Here is a 22046-nt window from a genome sequence, read left to right as displayed (position 1 = left end):
CATGATAGCAACTGTCATATTTACAACGTTTTAATTGCTTAAAAGTTAAAGCGGTTAAACTTTGTGAGTTGCTGTCAGGGGTTTTATTTGAAGGGAGGTCTGGAGGGAGACAGGAATAGAAAAGCCCATTATGAAAAAGCGAAGGAGATGCAAATGAATATACTTTGGGGTAGAAAAACGAAGCGAATCATTTCATTGTTTATGGCGGTTACGGTGTTCATTTCATTACAGTTTAACGGATTCACTTCCGCTGAGGGTAGTGTGACTCCGGCCACGATCGCAGAATGGGAATATACGTCTAATCCAACGGATCTTGGTATATTCCCTGCTAGTGATGGCGTGTATAAAGAAACATCTACGCTTCAATCTGTCCCTCCTGGATCATCGTATGATTGGAATAATGATATTAAAGCAATACGTTATCAAGGCTGGCAGCAAGAAACGGGGAAGGACAAATATTGGCTTACTGCCGTTCCAACGAAGAACTATAACAATATTACAATATCTTCAGCGCAACAAGGTAAGGGGACTACTGGCCCCCGGGATTTCAGGGTACAAATCAGCGTAGATAAACAAAACTGGACTAACATCACAGGCGAAGGAACGGAGTTACCGGATCTTGTATTAAATGCAGATGTAGCAACGCAATTGAATAACGTATTGCTCCCAGATGCAGCAAATGATCAAGACCTATTATATATTCGTTGGGTTGTCAATTCGAATGTGAGCACCTCGGGGTTGACGATCGGTGAACATGGATCAAGCCAGTTAATCAGCATTACAGTTCTAGGAGAATTAACGGGAACAGAGGCTCCTTCTGAAGTGACACCTCCAAACCCACCAACGGATCCTGAAGGGTCTGAAGTTCCGGGGGAAGTCGTACTGGAAAAGACGAAACTAGCAGAATGGATTTTTGCAAATGCTGGAACGAATGGAGCATTTCCGGCAACGGATGGGACATTCAAGACCACATCCACATTTCGGAACATAGGTGGTTATTACGAGGATTACGACAGTAGCCAGAAAGCGATAAGTTATCAGGGCTGGAACAGTGGTAATGGAACGAAATACTGGCAGGCGACCGTGTCTACTAAAGGTTATGACAATATCACGTTATCTTCACAGCAGAACTCTTCGGGTACGGGCCCACGTGATTTCAAAGTTCAAATCAGCACGAACAACACCACATGGACGGATGTACCGAACACGACTTTGAAAATGGTAGTCTCCAGCTTCAGCTGTGCGAGTAATACGTGTAAGTTAGTAGAAGTACCTCTACCAACAAACGCGAATGATCAGGATTTGCTGTATATCCGCTGGATTGTACGTTCAAATACTAACACCAACGGGTCGAGTGGTATTGGTAGCACTGGCTCTAGCAGAATCAAAGAAGTACGTGTTTCTGGAAGCGCTATTACGGGTGGTCCGGAGGTGCTATCAAAGGCGCCAACAGCAGGTGCAACCAATGTTGCAGTGGCAGCCCCGGTATCGGTGACCTTCAATAAACCTGTCACGATCAGTTCAGGATCTAGCGTTACGATTGTGGACAATAGCAATGTAGCGTTAGGTCCAGTTACTTCTGAAATTATTAATAATGATACATTGAACATCCAACATCCTGCGTTTGTGGAAGGGAAAACGTACACCGTCAAAGTTCCGAAGGAGCTCATAAAGGGAAGAGATGATCAAGTTCTGCTTGCAAGTGATATTTCTTGGAGCTTTACGATAACGGGAGGACCTGTGGTCACTCCAACGGAAGCGCTATCGAAGACGCCAACAGCAGGTGCAACCAATGTTGCAGTGGCAGCCCCGGTATCGGTGACCTTCAATAAACCTGTCACGATCAGTTCAGGATCTAGCGTTACGATTGTGGACAATAGCAATGTAGCGTTAGGTTCAGTTACTTCTGAAATTATTAATAATGATACTTTGAACATCCAACATCCTGCGTTTGTGGGTGGGAAAACGTACACCGTCAAAGTTCCGAAGGAACTCATAAAGGGAAGAGATGACCAAGTTCTACTTGCAAGTGATATTTCATGGAGCTTTACGATAACGGGAGGACCTGTGGTCACTCCAACGGAAGCGCTATCGAAGACGCCAACAGCAGGTGCAACCAATGTGGCAGTAGCAGCCCCAGTAACGGTGACCTTCAATAAACCTGTCTCGATCAGTTCGGGAGCGAGCGTCACCATTGTGGACAATAGCAATGTATCGGTAGGATCGGTTACTTCTGAAATTATTAATAACGATACATTAAAGATCAACCATCCTGCATTTGTGGGTGGGAAAACGTACACCGTCAAAGTTCCCAAGGCACTCATAAAGGGAAGAGATGACCAGGTTGTACTTGCAAATGATATTACATGGAGCTTTACGATTCAGGGCAATACGAGTCCTCCTTCTGTACCGAAGCTCATTAACATGACATTAAATGGGGATTCTAAGACAACCCGTGCATTCACATGGTATACAGATGTTATGACGAACTCTGTAGTACAGGTCGTAGAAGCTAGCAAAGTTCAAGGAAGTAATTTCCCAGAGAGTGAAGCCTTGGTATTTACAGGCAGTGCAGAAGAAATCCAGACTTTTGTAACAAAGGCTGATCGGACGTCCAATAAGAAGAAGAAATTTATTTCTCATAAAGCCATTGCTAATAATCTGACACCAGGAACGGTGTACAAATACCGTGTGGGTAGTGGATCAGCGGATAGTTGGAGTGCGATCGGCAAGTTCCAGACCGATGCACTTGGCAATCAACCATTTCGTTTTATAGCTGGATCTGATTCACAGGCCTCAAGCAAATCAGGCTTTGAGCCATGGGAAGATACGTTCCGAAAAGCAGTTGAAACCATTGGGGACCCTAAATTTCTGATTAATGCAGGGGACCTCGTAGATAATGGCGATTTGGAGGAGCAATGGCAGTGGATGCTAGGACTTCCACAGAATCAACTACTGAATGTACCGATTGTTCCAGTACTGGGCGGTCATGAGGTCCACGATTATGATGGAGATGAAACAACAGCCAACTCTAACTTTTACAACCATTTTAACGTGCCCAAAAAAGTCATAGCCAATACAGATGACGGATCGGTGTATTCCTTCGAATATGGAGATGCTCTTATTCTAGTGTTTAACTCACAATATGCTGGTGAGTTAGCGAGCAATGGCAGTGTGAAATCCGTAGACCCGCAATTTACAGCTCAGGTCGAATGGATGAAGAATGCTGTAGCTAAGAGTAGTGCCAAGTGGAAATTTGTTACCTTCCACAAAGGACCTTATTCTGCAGGTGACAACGCTGGAGAATATGAAGATGACCGGGTTCAGTTTTACAGAAAAATTCTGATTCCTGTGTTTGATGAGATGGGAATCGATATGGTCTTTGAAGCTCATGATCATATGTATATGAGATCATTCCAGATGATTGGTGACAAAACCATTCCAACAAACCAACTGACATTTGACGCCCAAGGAAATGCTATTAATCCTAAAGGCACGGTATATCTCATGTCCAACTCATTTGGCGATAAATTCTATCAAAAGTATCCAGGTTATAATGATTATTTTGCAGCAATTAATACTCAGCCAAACAAAAAAATGTTTACAGATATATCGGTATCAAGTGACGTGCTTCAATTTACGGCTTATACCGCAGCTAAAAGTGATGAGAAGAATGGTAGTAATGGCGTGAAAGCTTACGATCACTATGGAATTAAGAGAACGGACACGAAACCTGCGATTGTGCAGGCCGCCAATGTTGTGGTCAGCAGCAATAAAGCCGTCATTTCTTGGAAGGCGCCTGCAGCTGGGGGCGAACCGGTAAGAGGGTTTAGAATCTACGAGAAGAACGACAAGGTGAAAACGTACTGGAGTGTTTATGTACCTGTTGAAGCCGGTAAAACGGATTACACCTTTACGGTCAACAGCATCAATGCCGCTACTAAATATGATTTTGTGGTGAAAGCCGTTGGCACCAGAATCAACTCCGATCCGGTAGAAGTCAGCACACCGTAGGGTTCTGTTTCTCACTGTTGGTTAGCATTAAAGCGTGCTAGTCAGTTATAACTTTTAAAAAGCAGCCCTTGTGGGCTGCTTTTGCTTGTTTCTAGAGAAGGTTTATTTGTGATTCAACGAAATGTGGCTGTTCTCGGAAAAAAGAATTAAAGCCATTGTTTACCTTACTATGAAGCAGAAAAAGGGATATATTGGAATAGTAGTAAAGGGGTTGCGGCTTCAAAGAAGAAATGGGGTATTAAAAAAGTGTTATATCAGAATAATGATAATATCGTTAAAATGCATCTCATTAACTTGCAGCAAGATGCAGAACGTAGCAGAATCGTACATCAAGTACGTGCTACTGAAAAAGAGTTGTCACAATTAAATCGTAAAACCAAGCGTACAACGAAAGAAAGACAGTCCATTATTGGACGATTATTCAACATGGGGAACAGAATGTTTTAATTTGGCTGGGTTCTTTTTTCGATTAGGGCCTGCGGATATGATATAATCAGATACACTATATAAACGCACGCCGGAGGTCCTATGTTATCCTTTGAACAGAAACTTGAGATTCTAGAATCTTACACTGAATTACAACGAAAGAACGTTTCTCTAGGACGAGTAAACTTTCACTATGAAGAGAGCCAGTCTGATAAAAAGACGGTCGCCCTTCACCTTCATCCGAATGGTAACGGATACGTCTATGCAGGTCTCCTTCAAGGGTATGTCCTTGATGATAAGGGATTTGCGAATATCCGCGAATTCACCGAAGAACAACTAAAGACGCTTATCGATGCTTCAATTCGTTCGCTCTCTTCTCATGAAGAGGAGAAAGAGTCTGTAAGTGACAGCGTGAGTCAGGAAAGTATTTTTTATGATACTGAAGTGTGGATGAATAAGGATGGGGAATCGCTTACGCTTACACGTGACGATGATCTATGGTATATCTACACGGGGCCCAACATTGAAATGGTGCTCGGAACAATGAAAGAGGCCAGGGAATATTTGATGGACGAAGGCTTTAGGCCTTCGAGGGACTGAGAAATAACTATTGTTTAAAAGATACTAAAACAGGCAGCGGACTCATGAGTCCGCTGCCTGTTTTGATGAAATATTTTAGTGGATAATTAAGGTGAGCCGGGCCGTCAATCGCATACATAACTTTAATTAAATGTACTATCTAGAGGATAATGTTGGAAAATGTCGAAATGGTATGATGAGGACTTTGTCCTTTTACATTACTAATTTGATATAGAGGGATTATAAAACATGGATAGAATGAAGTATTTGATTATATTGAACGGCGTTGATAAAACAGAGCAGGTAGAGTCTTATGATCGTCAAGACAGCAAAATATTTGTCAAATTTGAATGGGGTGTAACTAAACCGTATTCTTATCATCTTAAGAATGTCATAATCGATGAGAATCCTACCGTCATGGATGTAACCGATAAAGAGGTATACATTCAAAATCTACCGGTTTTTGATGTGCAACAAATACTGGTTTTCAATCAGATTGCCAAGGTTCTGTTTAATAATAAAACCACCCAAATATGTGATGTGGAATACATGTCTATTGAAGATAAAGGGGTTTCGAAGAATAGCATTAGAAACATACTTAAGTATTGGAAAGAAATAGCTCAACACACAAATACTAATGATGAGGTGGAATCAGATTCTTTCTTGAAGAAACAATTCGATAAGCTTACCTCTATACATCCTGAAAGCGTGTTGGGTTGTTATTTGAATAAAGACCCATTGAAGAAACTAAATCCAACCACGAACGATATCATCTTCCCTTTCAAATATAATTTGAGTCAAAAACAAGCGGTAGAAAATGCACTGGGTAATAATATATCTGTTATTGAAGGGCCACCTGGAACAGGTAAAACTCAAACTATTTTGAATATTGTAGCCAACTTAGCCGCTATGCAAAATAAGACGATAGCCATAGTGTCAGGTAACAACGCAGCAGTACAGAATGTGAAGGATAAGCTGGAGAAAGGGAAATATAACTTTTTTGTAGCCTCTCTAGGTAATATTGACAATCAGAAAGAATTTTTCAAACATTTACCTCAAGCGGATATAGCAGGTTGGAAGAGTGAAGTTGAGGAAAGTGTACTCATAGAAAGAATAAACAAACTAAATGGTCAGATCAATCATTTAATGGCGTTGAATAATCACAAGGCTATCTTACAGCAAGAACTATCTGCCTATCGGCTGGAACAACAACATTATGATCATTATTATGAGAACCAGAACGTACAGGAGATGGAGCGATCATCATTATTCTGGAGGTTCTATCGAGAAACTCCTGACAAAATTATTTCATTTCTAGCAGAGAACCATTTAGCGATAAAACAGGATAAATCGAATAGCATCTTACATAAAGTGAAATTGTTGATTAAATTCGGCTATACGGATTTTAAGAATTTAAAGGAACATAGAATCGATGTCATGTTGAAGCTACAGAAAGACTATTATGTATTGAAAATAAAATTTTTAGAGAACAATATTGAGGATATACAAAAGGAGTTAGAGCAAGGTCTATTCGATGATTTACTTAAACAACATGAACAGGATTCAACGAGTTTGTTCAAGCATAAATTACATGCTAAATATGATAGCAGAAATCCGATGGATCTTACGATTAATACTTACAAGAAGAGTTTTGAAACATTCATCGATTACTATCCTGTCGTACTAAGTACCACGCATTCATTGCGTAACTGTATATCTAACAATTTTATGTTTGACTACGTGATTATAGATGAATCTTCTCAAGTCGATTTATTGACAGGGGCGTTAGCACTGTCTTGCTGCAAGAATGCGATTATTGTAGGGGACACAAAGCAATTACCCCATATTGTAACTCAAGATGTAATAGAAAGATTTAAGAAGGATGATATAGAAAACATTTATAACTATATTGAACATAATATATTGTCATCCATGCTTGCTCTGTATAGCGATGATTTGCCTAAAGTCATTCTTAAAGAGCACTACAGATGTCATCCGAAAATCATAGAATACTGTAATCAAAAATATTATAATGGTGAACTAATTTCCTTTACGGAAGAAAAGGAAAATGATGTACCGTTAATGATGTATCGTACAGCTAAAGGTAATCATACTAGAGAAGTTACAAAGGGAGTAAGTAAGGGGAAATTCAATCAAAGAGAAATTGATATCATACAAGAAGTCATACTGAATCCCATGGTTTCTGTCACAAATGATTCAGATATTGGCTTTACTACACCCTATAGGAAACAGGTTGAGAAAGCAACAATGGTACTCTCTAAGGATACTGAAATTGATACTATACATAAATACCAAGGGCGCGAGAAGCCACTAATGATCTTATCTACAGTTCTGGATAATAGTGCTTCTGGAAAAATGGGCATGAGATTCGTGAATGACCCATGTAAAATAAATGTGGCTGTATCAAGAGCTCAAAAACAATTCATCCTAGTTACAGGTGAAAAAGTATTCAGAAAAATAGGCAATGAAATAGGTGATCTTATTCGGTACATAGAGTACAGTACTCTGGATGACAATGTCATTCAGAGTGAACTAGTATCTGTATTTGATCTACTGTATACAGACTTTTCCGATAAGTTGATTTCTTTTCAAAGTAGATTATTCCAAAAGTTGAAGTATAGGTCTGAAAATATAGCGTACACGCTTATAGATGATATCCTAAGTGAGGACAAATATAGTAGCTTGGAGTTTACTACTCAAGTATCAATAAAGAACTTATTAAACAATGTGGATAAGCTTAATGAGGAAGAACGGAAATACGTAAAACACAATGCTTCCGTTGATTTTGTATTCTATCATAAATTTGCTAAAGAACCACTACTGGCAATTGAGGTGGATGGATTTCAATTTCATGAGAATAATCCAGTGCAACAGGTAAGAGATGATAAGAAAAATAATATTCTAGAAAAATACGACTTACCTTTGTTAAGGCTTGTGACACAAGGAAGTGGCGAAGAGCAGAAGATTAGGGATAAGTTGGATGCAGTGATGAAGAGTAAGTAAGGGAAAGAGCTTAATAAGACACATTTTAAGGCTTTGTAGGGGACGAATATAATTCAACTATTCCTCTACATCTACCAAATCAATAATCTCCCGTAGATCTTTAATGTTCAAAGCCTCTGCAATTCTTTCTATGTGATTAAAATTAATGTTTTCTCGTTTTCCTGACTGAAGTTCACTAAGTGCTGCGTGGCGTACATCTGCTAAACGAGATAATTCACGTAATGATATGCTGTGTTTATGGGTAAGATCTTTTATTTTAACAATCACTTTTTTTGACATAATATCACCCTCATTATCTACATATTTGACTTGACGTTACGTATAAACGTATCATATAATTCTTGCAACACTGGTACTCTTATGCGTAACGGAGGAGGGAGGAGATTAATTGAAATTCCAACAGAATCTAAACGATTTATCTAATCAATACGAAGACATAGTAGAACAAGAAGATCAATACATAGTTAAACTTCAGACCTGTGGTGAGTTGATGACGGATACGTTAGCGATAATCTCCATGAAAGCCGGGATGTTGCATCTAGATACGGTTAAGAAGGTAACACGTTGTATTCATGCTATAGAGCAAGAATTATATAATGAACTGTTTCACATTAGACTGGAGAAAAGTTTACTTTCAAATAAGATGCGACAGATGAAGTAAGTGTTCAGTAGCTGATCAGGACTTGTAAACACGTTCTGATCAGCTACTTTTTATCAAAACCGTTAATCTCTTCCTACCCTATTCAAGTGATCGAATAAAATATTTGTCTGAGATTAAATCAAATAAATAATGATATAGAGGTAATTTTTTATCTATAATGACAAATAATAGGTTTTGTCATTCGTTACTAAGCGTGTTAATGGAGATGGTAGCGGAACAATTGTCTGATCTGGGAGCTAAAGTAGTGATCAACTATTCGAGTAGTCCAGAAAGAGCGAACGAAGTTGTTGAGGGATTAAAAGCCAATGGTAGGGAAGCCATTGCGATTCATGCAGACATAAGCAAAGTATCGGATATCACACATCTATTTGATGAAATAATGAAGCATTTTGGCCGAATAGATATTCTAATAAATAATGCTGGACTCATGATTAATAAACCTCTAGCAGAAGCAACAGAAGAAGATTTCGATAAGCGATTTTCAGTTAACGTAAAAGGAACGTATTTCGCGTGTCAGCAAGCGTTGAAGCATATGGAGTCGAAGGGACGCATCATTAATTTCTCTACCTCAGTGACAGGGCAAATGTTTCCTTCTTACAGCATAGCAAAAAAAAGTCTTTCCCAGTTGTGCGGAAAGACTTTTTTTTTGCTTATTCTAAACCTAGCTTGCTTCCGGTGATCCCGTAGCTAAGGATGGGTCAGGTTTATGTTTGAAGAGGGGAATGAGAATCACAGAACCCAATAACATGACAATTCCGGATGCACAATAAATTTCAACGAGTGAGAAGTGTTTCATCATGAACCCTGAGAAGGACATCATGATGACCATCATGCCCATAAACATCGGACTAAGCACACCATTTACACGTCCTACGAAGGATTGTTCAGTCCATTGTAGGATTAATGTGTTAATACCAATTTGAATAGCCGGCATCGTAAGGCCATTTATAAATTGCAATGTTAACGTCAGAGGGATGCTAGTGGACAATCCCATACCGGCGATACATAGGGCGCTAACGCTCATACCAAATGCCAGTAGAACTTGAGGAGACGCTTTTTTGGCAAGGGTCATGATAGCAGCTCCACCAACGAGCATAGCAACCCCATTAACCATCATGAGATATTGTAGGAATTCTTTTGGCTGACCAAGCCGTTCTGTGACAACGAACAGACCCAGAGTCTGGATGATCCCGACGGAAAACCCTGCAATGGCAAATGCACCAGCGAGTACCTTCAACACGGGACTTCTCCATACATAACGAAAACCATCAGCCAATTCTTTACGTAAATTCAAGGTCTTGTTCTCGCTAGTATTTGCCTGCACTTCATCGGGTGGAAGACGGAAAAGCACGACTGCGGACAAGAAGAAGGCGACAGCCATCACGGCGATGGAGATATGAATACCGAATTGATGGTATGAGAAGATACCTAGTGCAGGTCCCATGATCATAAAGATAGCAACAAGTGATTGGAACAATGCCATACCTTGCTGTAGCTGGTCGGGATGGACATGTTGCTTAAACAGCTTCATAACAGATGGTTGTGAGAATTGAGATAGAATGGCTGAGACGAAAGTAGCAAAGTAGATCATCTCCCAAGAACCATACAATAGTGTGACGAGGACGATCAGCACTGAAATAGAGGAGAGGAAGTCACACCAGATCATCGTTCGTTTCGGTCTCCAACGATCTGCGAATGCACCTCCGATAAAGGAGAAGACAAAGATTGGTGCGAATTCGACCACCGATATGAGAGAGATGGCTATTGGATCATTGTTCGTTTGATCGGTGACAAACATAAGAATCGCAAAGTTTCTGACCCATATTCCAATTTGCAGGAATAAATTTGAGATCAGTATGGTTTGGTAGAACCGATTCCTGAATAAATTACCGGTCATGGGTGATGCATGTGCATTTGACATTATATACACTCCTATATATTTTCTGTTTTTTTTACCTATATAACCATAAGATATTATGGGCTATTTGGGAAGGGGAAACGAGTAATTTTAATAGAGAGATTCATCAATCAGCAGGGAGCGTACATGTACTCTTCGGGTTCATTTATTCCTATGCCTTCATCTTGGGTATTGGGGCAAGGGTATGGTCTTTGTCTTAAACCACTTGAAACGGTGGGAATCTAGTCACTTATGTTGATCCCGTAGAACAAACCCTGGGATTAGTCTTATGTATAATAGCTCTCCAACCAATTCCACAATCGTTTGGGTAACAATAACCGCCGCCGCGAGGGTAGCCCAAGCATCTGGCAGTGCCAATGCCAAGGGAAGCACGACAAGTGAGTTCCTCGTGCCCGAACTAAAAATAAGCGCTCGACCTGCCCCTATATCCAAGTGGAACAGCACCGCGATGAATCTTGATATAACTGGCATGATGACAAGAAATAGAGCATAGATCGGAATGACGTGGACGATAACACTGAAATCGGCATATACCTTCTCAATCTGGGACGCTACGACAATGATAAGGGTTAGTGCCATGAATGGGATGGGTAACCAAGCCGTTACATTTAATACGGATTGTCCTTTAGGTCTGCGTTTAGCCCACAGTTGCGTAAGTACTGCAAGGAATAACGGCAGCACAATTAATGTGATGAAAGCTTCTACAAACGGACCAACTTTCACAATGTTAGATGCCTCTTTTCCTATAAACAGCCACAGATATATTGGAAGTAATATCATTTGAACTACGAATAGAATGGGTGTTGCAGCTAACATTAACTTTTCATTTCCACGTCCAAGCTGTGTGAACACAATGACATAGTCGATGCATGGCGTTAGTAATACAAGGTAAACCCCGACTAGAACGGGAGAAGACTGTGGGAATAGTTGTGTTAACAGCCAGACGACAATGGGAACGATAAGGAAATTCACAATTAGCAATGCTCCGATAAATCTTCCATTTGAAAGGGACTCCCTTAGATGAAGAAAGGGAATCTGTGCGAACATGCTGTATAGAAGGATCGCTAGAATGGGGGAAATGGTAAAATACAGAAGGGAACTTACGGTAGGACTCGACAGACCTATGATAGCTCCAATAAATAGAGAAATGACATATAACCAAATTTGTTTATTCTCAAGTTGTTCTCTTGTGATCACTTGAAGTGAACCTCCTAATTAGGGCATACCAAAGGATAATTTAGACTAGAATAACTATGTAAACTCTTAAGTTGAAGGTTTCACTCGCCTATACTCAAGATATATCATACAATAATTAGAATAGATAAAGTTAGAGATAGGAAAAACAAGCCCAATTATGAGTTATTATTTGATGAAGTGATATAAGAGTCACCCTCAAAAATAAGGGATTGGCTATATTTGCAACTGAAGGTATTATAGATATAAATATAAGAATGAGCTAAAGAGGAAATCCCATATTCATGATCTTCTTTAGAAATGATTTAACTCGTGAGCGCAAACTTCGTTCAATCTATCTAAGTAGAGGATTTTGGTCAACTATTCTAAATGATATCAATGGAGGATTCGTATGAAATATATAAGCACAAGAGGACACGTAGCGCCTCAAGGGTTCATCGACACTGTACTCATGGGATTAGCGGATGATGGGGGATTAATGATTCCAGAGAAGATTCCGCATGTCTCAGCAGCGACTTTGAAGGAATGGAGCACATTAAGTTATAAGGAGTTATTTCTTCAAGTATTTTCTCTCTACACGAATGAAGAGATTCCTAAAGAAGATCTGAAGGAAATGGTGGACAAGAGTTACGCTAGTTTCCGTTCCCCTGAAGTAACACCTGTTAAGCAACTTAATGATTCTCTCTACATTCTAGAGCTATTTCACGGACCAACGTTTGCATTTAAGGACGTAGCTTTACAATTCATGGGTGAGTTCTATTCTTATGTATCTAAGAAGCAGAATAAAATCATTCATATTCTTGGAGCAACCTCGGGAGATACGGGGGCAGCGGCGATCCAAGGGGTTCGTGGTAAAGAAGGCATCAAGATTTGTATTCTGCATCCACATGAGAAAGTAAGTAAAGTACAAGAACTGCAAATGACAACGGTTGATGATAAGAACGTCTTGAACCTTTCCGTAAAAGGAAATTTCGATGATTGTCAGAAATTAATTAAAGAGCAATTTGCAGACTTAGACTTTAAAAGCAAGCATAATCTACGTGCGATTAACTCCATCAATTTCGTTCGCATCTTGGCACAGAGCGTCTATTATTTCTACGCTTATTTCCAAATTGAGCAAGGTGATCAACCGAAGAAAGTTAACGTTAGTGTCCCTTCAGGGAACTTTGGGAATATCTTCTCTGGTTTCCTAGCGAAGATGATGGGATTGCCAATCCATAAGTTAATCATTGCAACCAATGAGAATAATATTCTTGAGCGATTTGTGAAGAGCGGCGAATACAAACCTGGCGAATTCAGATCTACTCATAGTCCATCAATGGATATCCAAGTAGCGAGTAATTTTGAGAGATATCTCTATTACTTCTTGGGACAGGATGCAGAGAAAGTGTCAGCTTACATGAACAGTCTTCAGAACGATGGAGAGATTGTGATTAGCGCAGAGGATTTAGTGCGAGTTCAAAATGATTTCGAAGCACATGGAGCTAGCAATGAACAAGGTTTACAATTGATCAGCACGTATAAAGCTGAGTATGATTATTTGTTAGATCCTCACACAGCCTGTGGTGTTGCAGCATATGAAGAATGCAATGGTGAAGACGAGATCTGTATCTCATTCGCTACCGCTCACCCAGCTAAGTTCAATGAAGCAATTGAGCAATGTGACATCGAGCAGAAGTTCCCAGCAGAGATTGAGCAGTTGTTCGCGAAGTTACAACATCAGTTGGTCATTGATCATAATAAAGAAGAAATTGTTAAAGAACTTGTAGCCTTCTATGAGCAATAGATAAGGGTAATGATAAAGTTATCTATGAAATAAAGAAATAGCCTGCTGACATCGGATGTCGGTAGGCTATTTTCTTTCGAATTCTGTTGACGTATCCTTGAGCGTATTGATGAATGAATTAGTGGAATTCAACCTTCACTATCGAATACCGAGTCGCATCCGGTAACTGAATAAAATGTGGCGGGATTCCCCAGCAAAGGCTTTAGATACAAGTTCTCTGAACTGTGTTACTTGCGAATGAAGTTCTTCCGCACCTAATTTAATGGCCGTTTGCAGTCCGCCTTGACTGAGAGCTATGTTCGCGTATCGATTGGCATCGCATAATTCCCAACTGTGGAAGACGATTTCTCTGGTGAATCTGAACAATCCAGATTCCTGGATGCGCTGTAAATGTTCATCTTTACTCCATTTATGCGCACGCTGTCCCTCAGGTGCTAACTGCGCTGCACGCTTATCCGCATATGCGATAAGTTGCTGATAGCGCTCATCAACGGTCCAGTCGCAGACAGGAGGCCAATCATAGTCATATGCGGCGAATATCCCTCCTGGACGTAGAACACGGGCGAATTCGTGTAATGTACTGTGTGGCTCCATCCAGTGGAAGGATTGGGAACAGGTGATGATGTCTGTACTCTCGGTTGGTAGTCCCAATTCATGAGACAATCTGTTCTCGAATGTAATGTTCGACGGCTTACCGAGTGCTTCCCATTTGACTAACGCAACTTCACGCATATCATCACTAGGCTCAAATCCGATAATATGTTCTGAACTATTCAGCCATATAAATGAGGATAGACCTGTGCCGCATCCTACATCCACGACTGTCTGGGGGTTGCCACGCAAATAGGTTGAAAGGATGTCGACCACTTCCTGAGGTGTACTAGGTCGGTTCTGATCATATAGCTCACCAAAACCAGCAAAACGCTCTAAATTGTTGTTATGGACTTCTTCAATCACTGGGAATCACGCTCCTTAATAAATATATGACGTTGTCGTCTTTATGGCTTCGACGATAATGTGTTCTAATCCTGTATGGCACGGTAAGAAACAAATTATGTGAAATTATTGTAATTTCTCAGCTAAACCTATTCATGTGAAATAAAAAAATATAAAATGAATTGAAGGTTTGTGGATTTTACTGGAAATTTATCTTGTGCGATGCGGAGGTTAGCATGGAAGACATGATTAGACTAGAACATATCTCTAAAGATTTTGATCAGAGGGCTGTGTTGCAAGATGTGACGTTGTCCATTGGTCAAAATGAGACGATAGCCCTGATCGGTGCGAATGGATCTGGGAAAAGCACATTATTACGTATTATTTGTGGTCTAATAAGACCTTCAAGCGGGAAGATTCATAGTACCTTGGACAAAGAGATGAGAATTAGTTATGTACCAGAGAGATTCCCTAAAATTCGTCTAACACCACAAGAATATTTGTTGTCTATGGGGAGAATTCAAGGATTGAATAAAGATTTTTTGAACCGTAGAATAAAGGAATTAATGGAACAGTTCGGGCTAACGGAGGCTAGGAACAAACGAATGAACCTTTTTTCAAAAGGGATGCTTCAGAAAGTTAATATTATGCAGGCAGTTCTTGCTCAACCCGATCTGCTAGTATTGGATGAACCTTTATCTGGTTTAGATGCTGCATCGCAGCAGGATTTACTACGCTTATTACAAGAGATGAAACGACAGAATATCACGATGATTCTGACATGTCATGAGTCTATTCTACTGAACGAGTTGGCGGATCGTGTTATCTCCTTACAGCAGGGAAGAGTTGTATTGAACAATATACAGGGTCAGAAATCGTATGTCATCATTCATTTCAAGCTTCCTCATGATGTATCTACCTTGAGTATGGAGCAATTAGGCGGAGCGGAAAAATTAGAGAAGGTTGATGGAACCTACCGTTTACATGTTGAAAGTGAATTCTCTGACAAGGCTTTGCTAACGATTTTAAATAGCAGTGGGTCGGTTTGTTCGGTTACTCCAGCAGAACACAAACAATGGATCGCCAGTGATTCTTTTATCAGTTGAGGGGAGGTAGAGTTGAATTGTATAAGGATTTATTGATTTATTTGCTCCGCAACTACAACCGCTCTTATAGATTCATTCCACCATTATTCACCTATTTAATTTTTATAGGGATGTTTTACACCTATAAACCGAACCCCGTGATGGGGAGTTTCGCGGTTACTTCGGTGCTATCGTTCATTGTAACTGCGTGGATTTGTTATAGTTTTATGCAATCAGAAAGCCCAGTCCAAGAAGAGATAACCTTGCTACACCTGAGAAATCCAGCGAAATATTACATAGGTTTACTTATAGCTATCGTTCTTATGAGCCTAATTCTGCTTATTGTTGCAATGGCTTATCCAATTGTGGGTGACTATTTTGACAGACCCGTTGGAAGTGAGGACATCCTTGTCGGCTTGCTGTCTCATTTGGGATTATCGTTCCTAGGAATAGCGATAGCGGTCTTCTTTACAGGCAAATTTGTCAGTAGGCCTAGTGTTTCCATAGGAGGCATTTTGATCGTAATCACGCTATCTTTTTGCCAAGGAGCCATATCAAGCCAATTAAGTCCTTCCTTGGAATGGTTGACTTGGATTCTCCCGCCTACATTTCATTCGATGAATCTGTTAATGAACTATGAAAGGTATTCTGGTGCTGAAATTGTCTGGTTGCTAATGGTACCCTTTATTTACTCGTTTATCATTCTCACGATCTATATCCAATGCATGAGACGTAAATAATCGATTCGGGGTTTCTTTGGAATGAAGAAAATAAGTGGAAGAAATTTGCAAATAAAGAGTACACTATAGAAGTATGTAGTCCTAATACCATGATTACTGAAGTGATATGAAGGAGGAGGAACAGCGATGAGTGAAGCATTTTTGTTCGGGCTAATTGGTAAAGCGAGAGAAAGAATAATCCAGCAAGTAGACAATGTCCCGGAGGCCCAAAGACATGTTGTACCTACAGGGTTTAACAACAGTCTTCTTTGGCAACTTGGACATATTATTACGGTTGCTGATGGCATCACACTTCGTTATGGGGGTTTTGAATCTAAGATTCCATCCTCATATGGACAATTATTTAACAACGGAACTAAACCTGCAGATTGGCAGGACGAGCCCCCACATTGGGATACCCTTATTCAGCAATTGACAGAGCAATTTCAAGGACTACAAGATACGCTTCAGGGCAGACTGGGTGATCCGGTAGCCGTAAAGGATAACTTTGCGAAGGCACAAACGATTGGTGAACTCGTAGCGTTAAATATGTCTCATGAGAATTTACATTTGGGTATGATCACAGCAATGGTGAAAGTGTTAAACTTGAATAACCAGTAAATTAATGATGATATGATGGAGATAGTATTGTTGTTGGAATGAGAAGAGGGGATATTGAGTTTGCACTCAATATCCCCTTACTTATTCTGCTACCCTTTAAGATAAATCCAGCCAAACAGCTTGCCCTCGACTCAAACTTTGCTTTACATCGAGCACACGTTGATTCTCAGAACCTCGCCACTGTAGCTTCAGATTCCTTTGTTCTAATATGAATTTCCCGTCGATGAGTACGTCGCAATACGCGAGTAATTCTAAGCGAGATTCATCTGCGATGATTTCCTCGAATGTATATCCTGACCAGACCCAGATATCTTTACCTACACATTCATTCTTGACTCTTTTAACGAGTCCCAATAATCCAGATACATTCTGGAAGGGCTCACCTCCGAGAATCGAAAGCCCCGATATTCTGACATAGTCAATATTTAAATCACAGATAATCTGATCCTCGAAAGACTGTGTAAAAGGTGTACCGTAGTTAAAATTCCATGTGAGTGGATTGAAGCATCCTTTACAGTGATGCTGGCATCCTGATGTGAAGATAGAATGGCGCAGTCCGGTGCCATTGATGACATCAAATTTCTTATAATCCGCTATATTCATGGAGTCACATATGCTTTACGCGAGAGATGACTTCTTTTTGTTTGCCCGCATTAAATGGTCTTTGACTTGGTTCAGATAAATACCCGCAGCAGCGTCTAATCACAGATGACGTCTTTGGATTGCGGTTACCACAATTGGGACACTCGAATCCTGTATTCGTGGCTTCAAATTCTCCTTCAAATCCGCATTCGAGACATTTGTCCGTTGGGGTGTTCGTTCCAAAGTAAGGGACATTCTCATAAGCAAAATCCCACACAGCTTCTAACGCTTCGGGATTCTTTACAAGCGAATCGAATTCGCAATAGGTGATAAATCCACCATTCGCGTGCTGAGGGTACTCTTTCTCGAACGATATTTTTTCGAAAGGAGTCACTTTCTTGTTAACATCCAAGTGGAAAGAATTCGTGTAATATCCTTTGTCTGTGATGCCATCGATCACGCCGAATTGCTCTTCATCGAGCTTGCAGAAGCGGTAGCATAATGATTCCGCTGGCGTAGAATATAGACTGAATCCGTAGCCCGTTTCAATCTTCCATTGCTCTGTTCTGGCACTCATATACTTCACAATGTCTAATCCTTTTTGCCGAAGCGTTGTATCATCGAACATATGTTGACCATATAAGGCCAGTATGGTTTCGTGAATGCCTATGTATCCTAGGGAGATACTGGCTCTACCATTCTCTAATAGATGATCAATGGTATCCTCCGGTTGGAGTCGACTGCCTGCGGCGCCCTCCATATATAGAATAGGGGCAACTTTGGCTTTGACGCCTTTCAAACGCTGTACGCGATACATCAGACCTTCTTTGCAGGTATCAAGTAATTCATCGAGTAGAGTATAGAATTCTTCTTCAGAACCTTGAGCACGAATGGCAATCCGCGGTAGATTCGCTGTCACCACGCCCATATTGAATCTACCATCATGAATAGCTTGTCCATTCTCCTCGTGTACACCTAGGAAGGATCTGCATCCCATAGGGAATTTGAAGGAGCCTGTAATCTCTTTCACTTTGGGTACAGAGATAATGTCTGGATACATGCGTAGTGTGCTACATGTTAAAGCCAGTTTTTTAATATCATAGTTAGGATCGTCAGGCTTTAGATTTACGCCTTCTTCCATGCCGAAGATAAGCTTAGGGAACACCGGTGTCTTACCGTCTTTGCCGAGCCCTCTAATTCTATTCTTGAGGATAGCGATCTGAATTTGTCGCTCTGCCCAAGACGTTCCTCTACCGAATCCGAAGGTACTGAATGGGGTCTGACCGTTTGCGCTGACCAGTGTATTGATCTCATACTCTAGGGATTGAAAAGCATCAAATGTTTCCTTCTCTGTCAGTTTCTTAGCATAATCGAAACATCGTGGATACTCTGCATGAAGCTCTTGATTGTCATAAGAAATGTCTAGGGTATCGATCATACTGGAATCAATCGTGTACAGCCATTCAAGACCATTTCTGTAATGTTTCTTGAAAGAATGGGTGACGTAGGGCGCAAGTATGATATCTATCTCATTTATCGTATTTCCGCCATAGATATGGCTAGCAACTTGGGCAATAATCTGTGCTGTAATCGCCGTGGCGGTTGTAATGGATTTGGGTGTTTCGATCTGAGCGTTACCGAGCTTGAACCCATTCTCTAACATGCCCTTTAGATCAATTAGCATGCAATTATAGATAGGGAAATACGGGCTGTAATCCTGATCGTGAAAATGTAAATGACCTTGATTATGTGCTTCTACGACTCTTTTGGGAATCATATAGGTCTGAGCGAAGTCCTTTGCCATAATCCCTGCAAGTAAGTCTCGTTGCGTTGGAATCGTAGCCCCATCTTTATTTGAGTTTTCTTTCAATACTTCTTCATTAGTCAAGTCGAGCAGTCCTTGTACTTTTTTATCCAGACTGCCTCGTTCACGTCGCTTCAATGTCCGAATCTCACGATATCCTATGTACTCTTCGGCAGCATCTTTCCTCGAACTATTCATGAGCGCAGATTGCACTTCATCTTGAATATGTTCAATATCAATCTTTTCGAATTTAGATATTTTATGTGTTACTTTATCAGCGATTCGCTTTGCTATATCTAGATCTATTTGCTTCTCTGTTCGATCCATAGCTTTACAAATAGCATCGATAATTTTCTGTTGGTTAAAGGAAACCTCTGATCCATCTCGTTTGATAACTAACATAATAATCACCCTTATATTTTATTTGTAAATGTAGTGATTGAGTAACATTTACAAGTGTCGACAGTGAGCATATCATATTGAAAAGATAAAGAATGTGCTCTTAGACACACTACATGTAGTATGTTATTGTTCTACCTTATACCATAAGAGGTAGTGGTGTTTCTTTTTTATGTAAAAATGTTTATGATGAGATAAGTTTGAGGAAATGGTTATTATTTCGACGCATAGCGATACGCATAAGCAAAAAGGAGAAATTATTTATGTCTGAAGCCATCGAAGTATTTAGAGGGGAATTTGTAGAGAGTTCACATCACATTCACGTAGCCATTGTAAATAATGAAGGAAAGCTACTGTATTCATATGGAGATCCGTTCCGATTGACGTTTCCACGTTCGGCAATGAAACCCTTTCAAGCAGTTCCATTAGTGGAGACGGGGACAGCGAAAGCGCTCGGATATAGTGCTGCTGAGATTTCATTAAGCTGTGCATCCCACAGCGGGGAACCATTTCATCGTGAAGCGGTGATGAATATTCTTGGAAGAGCTGATTTAGAAGAAAGTGATTTACAGTGTGGAACCCATGTTCCGAGGGATACAGCTAGTTATAAACAGCTGATTCGAGAAGGCAAGGAACTGACACCTGTCTTTAGTAATTGTTCGGGTAAACATTCCGGGATGTTGGCTACAGCGGTGCACATGAATGAGGATATTCACACGTACCCTGAGATTGGGCATCCAGTTCAACAGCGAATTTTAGAGGTGATCGAAGAAGTCTGTCAGTGTCCTAAGGAGCAAATAGGTATTAGTGTAGATGGTTGTGGCCTGCCTGTACATCAAGTCCCACTCTATAATGCAGCGTTGGGTTTCGCGCGATTGGCACAACCAGAAGGAATAGTAACTGAGGGAAGATCAGTAGCGCTGGAAACCATCCGAGATGCGATGATGGAGCGTCCTGAGATGGTAGCTGGGACGAAGCGTTTCGATTCGGATGTAATGAGAACCTTTAAAGGGAACATCGTCGCAAAAGTGGGGGCTGAAGGGGTACAGTGTATCGGTATCGTCGATCGCGGCATTGGCATTGCCATTAAGACTGAAGATGGAACGGATCGTGCAGCAGGTGTTGCGGCAATGGAAGTGTTGAGACAGCTTGGGATCGGTGATGAGACAACAAATGAGTTATTGAAAGATTACATTGATGCACCCGTATTAAATGCGAGAAACGCAAAGATTGGTGTAGTGAAGGCGAACTTTGTTTTGAACCCAGTTGAGTTGTAGTAGGAAGTGATTTTAATAGCACAAGAGAAGTAGAAACCCACCTTAAGATTTCGTAATTAATAGGTGGGTTTTTCGTATTGGGATATTTTATAATATAATTATGGGGATCTGTTAGATCTAGTGAAATCTAATACATATCTCTAGGAGGTTCAAATGAAAAAAATATCCGTGATTACCGGGAAAATAATACTGACCCTTCTTATCTTTGTTGTCTTGTTTTCTTTAGGAATGATGTTACTTTCTATGATAGGAGAACGTAATCCATTGATATCACGCATTTTCTCAATGGTAAGTATGATAATCGCGCCATTTCTAACATATGCGATATTTGAGAGAAAGAATAAATGGCGTATGGGATTACAACAGTCCTATGCAGTGAAAAGTACGATACAAGGCTTAGCGGTAGGCATTTTATTAATAAGCTTAAGCTTTCTGGCAATTTGGCTGTTTAATGGGTTACATATTAATTCCATCCAATACGACACTGAAATACTTCGTGGGGTTAGCATTAGTTTTGGCTTGTTTGTTTTAGTAGCACTTAGTGAAGAAATTTTATTTCGTGGTTATATTCAAGGATTATTAAGAAACCATTATGGGGAAAACATAGCTATTATCCATTCGTCTATCCTGTTCGCATTAGTACATCTTATGAATCCTGGGATTTTATCAACACCCTTTCCTCTGATCAATATATTTCTGGTAGGGATATTTTTTGCGGTTACTCGTGAACTGACGGGGGGAATATGGTTAGCCATTGGATTCCACCTGACATGGAATTTCTTCCAAGGGAATATATATGGACTTGCAGTCTCAGGTGGTAAAGACAGTGACACGATTATCTCAATAAGTTCGCAAGGAAATAGTATCATTTCAGGAGGGGAATTTGGTGCAGAGGGAAGTATTCTGGCTACGGTGATCCTCTTAATGGCATGTCTTGTTGTCATAAGAAAAAGAAAATCTAAGTCGGCCCCTCTGACATTCTAATCTATGTTTCACTTTAACGAACAAGTATGACCCATGA

At 40.4% G+C, this 22046-nt stretch carries 18 protein-coding genes; 12 read left to right on the top strand and 6 right to left on the bottom strand.

Going from position 1 to position 22046, the window contains the following annotated elements; translation table 11 throughout:
• Positions 1 to 153: 153 nt before the first annotated feature.
• The 4 genes from PGLA_RS29220 to PGLA_RS21450 all read left to right on the top strand — a co-directional run bounded on the left by PGLA_RS29220 (position 154) and on the right by PGLA_RS21450 (position 8043).
• Positions 154 to 4014, top strand: coding sequence for an Ig-like domain-containing protein (locus PGLA_RS29220; protein ID WP_161487977.1), 3861 nt, complete (start codon positions 154 to 156; stop codon positions 4012 to 4014).
• A 246-nt stretch (positions 4015 to 4260) separates the two neighbouring features.
• Positions 4261 to 4461 (top strand): hypothetical protein, encoded by a 201-nt coding sequence (locus tag PGLA_RS21460; protein WP_068536873.1) that lies wholly within the window; start codon positions 4261 to 4263, stop codon positions 4459 to 4461.
• An 81-nt stretch (positions 4462 to 4542) separates the two neighbouring features.
• On the top strand, positions 4543 to 5040 hold the full coding sequence (locus tag PGLA_RS21455; RefSeq protein ID WP_068536871.1) for a hypothetical protein: 498 nt from the start codon (positions 4543 to 4545) through the stop codon (positions 5038 to 5040).
• Positions 5041 to 5268: 228 nt separating this feature from the next.
• Entirely contained in the window at positions 5269 to 8043 is a 2775-nt protein-coding gene (locus PGLA_RS21450) for an AAA domain-containing protein (protein ID WP_068536868.1), read from the top strand.
• Positions 8044 to 8100: 57 nt separating this feature from the next.
• Here the strand turns inward: PGLA_RS21450 and PGLA_RS21445 are convergent, their stop codons facing one another.
• Positions 8101 to 8322: a helix-turn-helix domain-containing protein gene (locus tag PGLA_RS21445; protein ID WP_068536866.1), complete on the bottom strand. Its 222-nt coding sequence runs from the start codon at positions 8320 to 8322 to the stop codon at positions 8101 to 8103.
• A gap of 109 nt (positions 8323 to 8431) precedes the next feature.
• Between PGLA_RS21445 and PGLA_RS21440 the strand changes: the two genes are divergently transcribed.
• Both PGLA_RS21440 and PGLA_RS21435 read left to right on the top strand, forming a co-directional pair.
• A complete protein-coding gene (locus tag PGLA_RS21440; protein ID WP_068536864.1) occupies positions 8432 to 8704 on the top strand; it encodes a hypothetical protein in 273 nt (90 codons plus the stop codon).
• A gap of 157 nt (positions 8705 to 8861) precedes the next feature.
• On the top strand, positions 8862 to 9383 hold the full coding sequence (locus tag PGLA_RS21435) for an SDR family NAD(P)-dependent oxidoreductase (protein WP_068536861.1): 522 nt from the start codon (positions 8862 to 8864) through the stop codon (positions 9381 to 9383).
• Here PGLA_RS21435 and PGLA_RS21430 read toward each other — a convergent pair.
• Both PGLA_RS21430 and PGLA_RS21425 read right to left on the bottom strand, forming a co-directional pair.
• Positions 9366 to 10625, bottom strand: a complete 1260-nt coding sequence (locus tag PGLA_RS21430) for an MFS transporter (protein WP_068536859.1) — start codon at positions 10623 to 10625, stop codon at positions 9366 to 9368. The genes PGLA_RS21435 and PGLA_RS21430 overlap by 18 nt on opposite strands.
• A 222-nt stretch (positions 10626 to 10847) precedes the next feature.
• Positions 10848 to 11819: an arsenic resistance protein gene (locus PGLA_RS21425; protein WP_068536857.1), complete on the bottom strand. Its 972-nt coding sequence runs from the start codon at positions 11817 to 11819 to the stop codon at positions 10848 to 10850.
• 388 nt (positions 11820 to 12207) lie between these two features.
• Between PGLA_RS21425 and thrC the strand changes: the two genes are divergently transcribed.
• Positions 12208 to 13602, top strand: coding sequence for a threonine synthase (gene thrC / locus PGLA_RS21420; protein ID WP_068536854.1), 1395 nt, complete (start codon positions 12208 to 12210; stop codon positions 13600 to 13602).
• A gap of 138 nt (positions 13603 to 13740) precedes the next feature.
• On the opposite strand, the gene PGLA_RS21415 is transcribed toward thrC, so the two are convergent.
• A complete protein-coding gene (locus tag PGLA_RS21415; protein WP_068536849.1) occupies positions 13741 to 14559 on the bottom strand; it encodes a class I SAM-dependent methyltransferase in 819 nt (272 codons plus the stop codon).
• 215 nt (positions 14560 to 14774) lie between these two features.
• Here PGLA_RS21415 and PGLA_RS21410 point away from each other — a divergent pair, with 215 nt between their 5' ends.
• The 3 genes from PGLA_RS21410 to PGLA_RS21400 all read left to right on the top strand — a co-directional run bounded on the left by PGLA_RS21410 (position 14775) and on the right by PGLA_RS21400 (position 16963).
• Positions 14775 to 15644, top strand: a complete 870-nt coding sequence (locus PGLA_RS21410) for an ABC transporter ATP-binding protein (protein ID WP_068536844.1) — start codon at positions 14775 to 14777, stop codon at positions 15642 to 15644.
• Positions 15645 to 15661: 17 nt separating this feature from the next.
• On the top strand, positions 15662 to 16363 hold the full coding sequence (locus tag PGLA_RS21405) for an ABC transporter permease (protein ID WP_068536841.1): 702 nt from the start codon (positions 15662 to 15664) through the stop codon (positions 16361 to 16363).
• Positions 16364 to 16489: 126 nt separating this feature from the next.
• Positions 16490 to 16963, top strand: coding sequence for a DinB family protein (locus PGLA_RS21400; protein WP_068536839.1), 474 nt, complete (start codon positions 16490 to 16492; stop codon positions 16961 to 16963).
• A gap of 96 nt (positions 16964 to 17059) precedes the next feature.
• Here PGLA_RS21400 and nrdG read toward each other — a convergent pair whose 3' ends face one another.
• Positions 17060 to 17566 carry an anaerobic ribonucleoside-triphosphate reductase activating protein gene (gene nrdG, locus PGLA_RS21395; RefSeq protein ID WP_068536836.1) on the bottom strand — a complete coding sequence of 169 codons (507 nt, stop codon included), beginning with the start codon at positions 17564 to 17566 and terminating at the stop codon, positions 17060 to 17062.
• Positions 17567 to 17570: 4 nt separating this feature from the next.
• Positions 17571 to 19751: an anaerobic ribonucleoside-triphosphate reductase gene (nrdD, locus tag PGLA_RS21390; RefSeq protein WP_068536833.1), complete on the bottom strand. Its 2181-nt coding sequence runs from the start codon at positions 19749 to 19751 to the stop codon at positions 17571 to 17573.
• A 260-nt stretch (positions 19752 to 20011) separates the two neighbouring features.
• Between nrdD and PGLA_RS21385 the strand changes: the two genes are divergently transcribed.
• Positions 20012 to 21025, top strand: a complete 1014-nt coding sequence (locus PGLA_RS21385; protein WP_068536830.1) for an asparaginase — start codon at positions 20012 to 20014, stop codon at positions 21023 to 21025.
• A gap of 153 nt (positions 21026 to 21178) precedes the next feature.
• Complete coding sequence (locus PGLA_RS21380) at positions 21179 to 22009, top strand: CPBP family intramembrane glutamic endopeptidase (protein WP_068536827.1); 831 nt, start codon at positions 21179 to 21181, stop codon at positions 22007 to 22009.
• The last annotated feature ends 37 nt before the right edge of the window (positions 22010 to 22046 follow it).

Source organism: Paenibacillus glacialis (assembly GCF_001637205.1).
Lineage (GTDB): Bacteria > Bacillota > Bacilli > Paenibacillales > Paenibacillaceae > Paenibacillus_AQ > Paenibacillus_AQ glacialis.
This window is presented reverse-complemented; position numbering and strand designations above follow the sequence as displayed.

Excerpts from the sequence above, each read along its gene's own strand:
- PGLA_RS21400 (WP_068536839.1), top strand. The coding sequence starts at position 16,490 with ATGAGTGAAGCATTTTTGTTCGGGCTAATTGGTAAAGCGAGAGAAAGA.
- PGLA_RS21450 (WP_068536868.1), top strand. The coding sequence starts at position 5,269 with ATGGATAGAATGAAGTATTTGATTATATTGAACGGCGTTGATAAAACA.
- PGLA_RS21385 (WP_068536830.1), top strand. The coding sequence starts at position 20,012 with ATGTCTGAAGCCATCGAAGTATTTAGAGGGGAATTTGTAGAGAGTTCA.
- nrdD (WP_068536833.1), bottom strand. The coding sequence starts at position 19,751 with ATGTTAGTTATCAAACGAGATGGATCAGAGGTTTCCTTTAACCAACAG.
- PGLA_RS21380 (WP_068536827.1), top strand. The coding sequence starts at position 21,179 with ATGAAAAAAATATCCGTGATTACCGGGAAAATAATACTGACCCTTCTT.
- thrC (WP_068536854.1), top strand. The coding sequence starts at position 12,208 with ATGAAATATATAAGCACAAGAGGACACGTAGCGCCTCAAGGGTTCATC.
- PGLA_RS21410 (WP_068536844.1), top strand. The coding sequence starts at position 14,775 with ATGGAAGACATGATTAGACTAGAACATATCTCTAAAGATTTTGATCAG.
- PGLA_RS21445 (WP_068536866.1), bottom strand. The coding sequence starts at position 8,322 with ATGTCAAAAAAAGTGATTGTTAAAATAAAAGATCTTACCCATAAACAC.
- PGLA_RS21430 (WP_068536859.1), bottom strand. The coding sequence starts at position 10,625 with ATGTCAAATGCACATGCATCACCCATGACCGGTAATTTATTCAGGAAT.
- PGLA_RS29220 (WP_161487977.1), top strand. The coding sequence starts at position 154 with ATGAATATACTTTGGGGTAGAAAAACGAAGCGAATCATTTCATTGTTT.
- PGLA_RS21435 (WP_068536861.1), top strand. The coding sequence starts at position 8,862 with ATGACAAATAATAGGTTTTGTCATTCGTTACTAAGCGTGTTAATGGAG.
- PGLA_RS21455 (WP_068536871.1), top strand. The coding sequence starts at position 4,543 with ATGTTATCCTTTGAACAGAAACTTGAGATTCTAGAATCTTACACTGAA.
- nrdG (WP_068536836.1), bottom strand. The coding sequence starts at position 17,566 with ATGAATATAGCGGATTATAAGAAATTTGATGTCATCAATGGCACCGGA.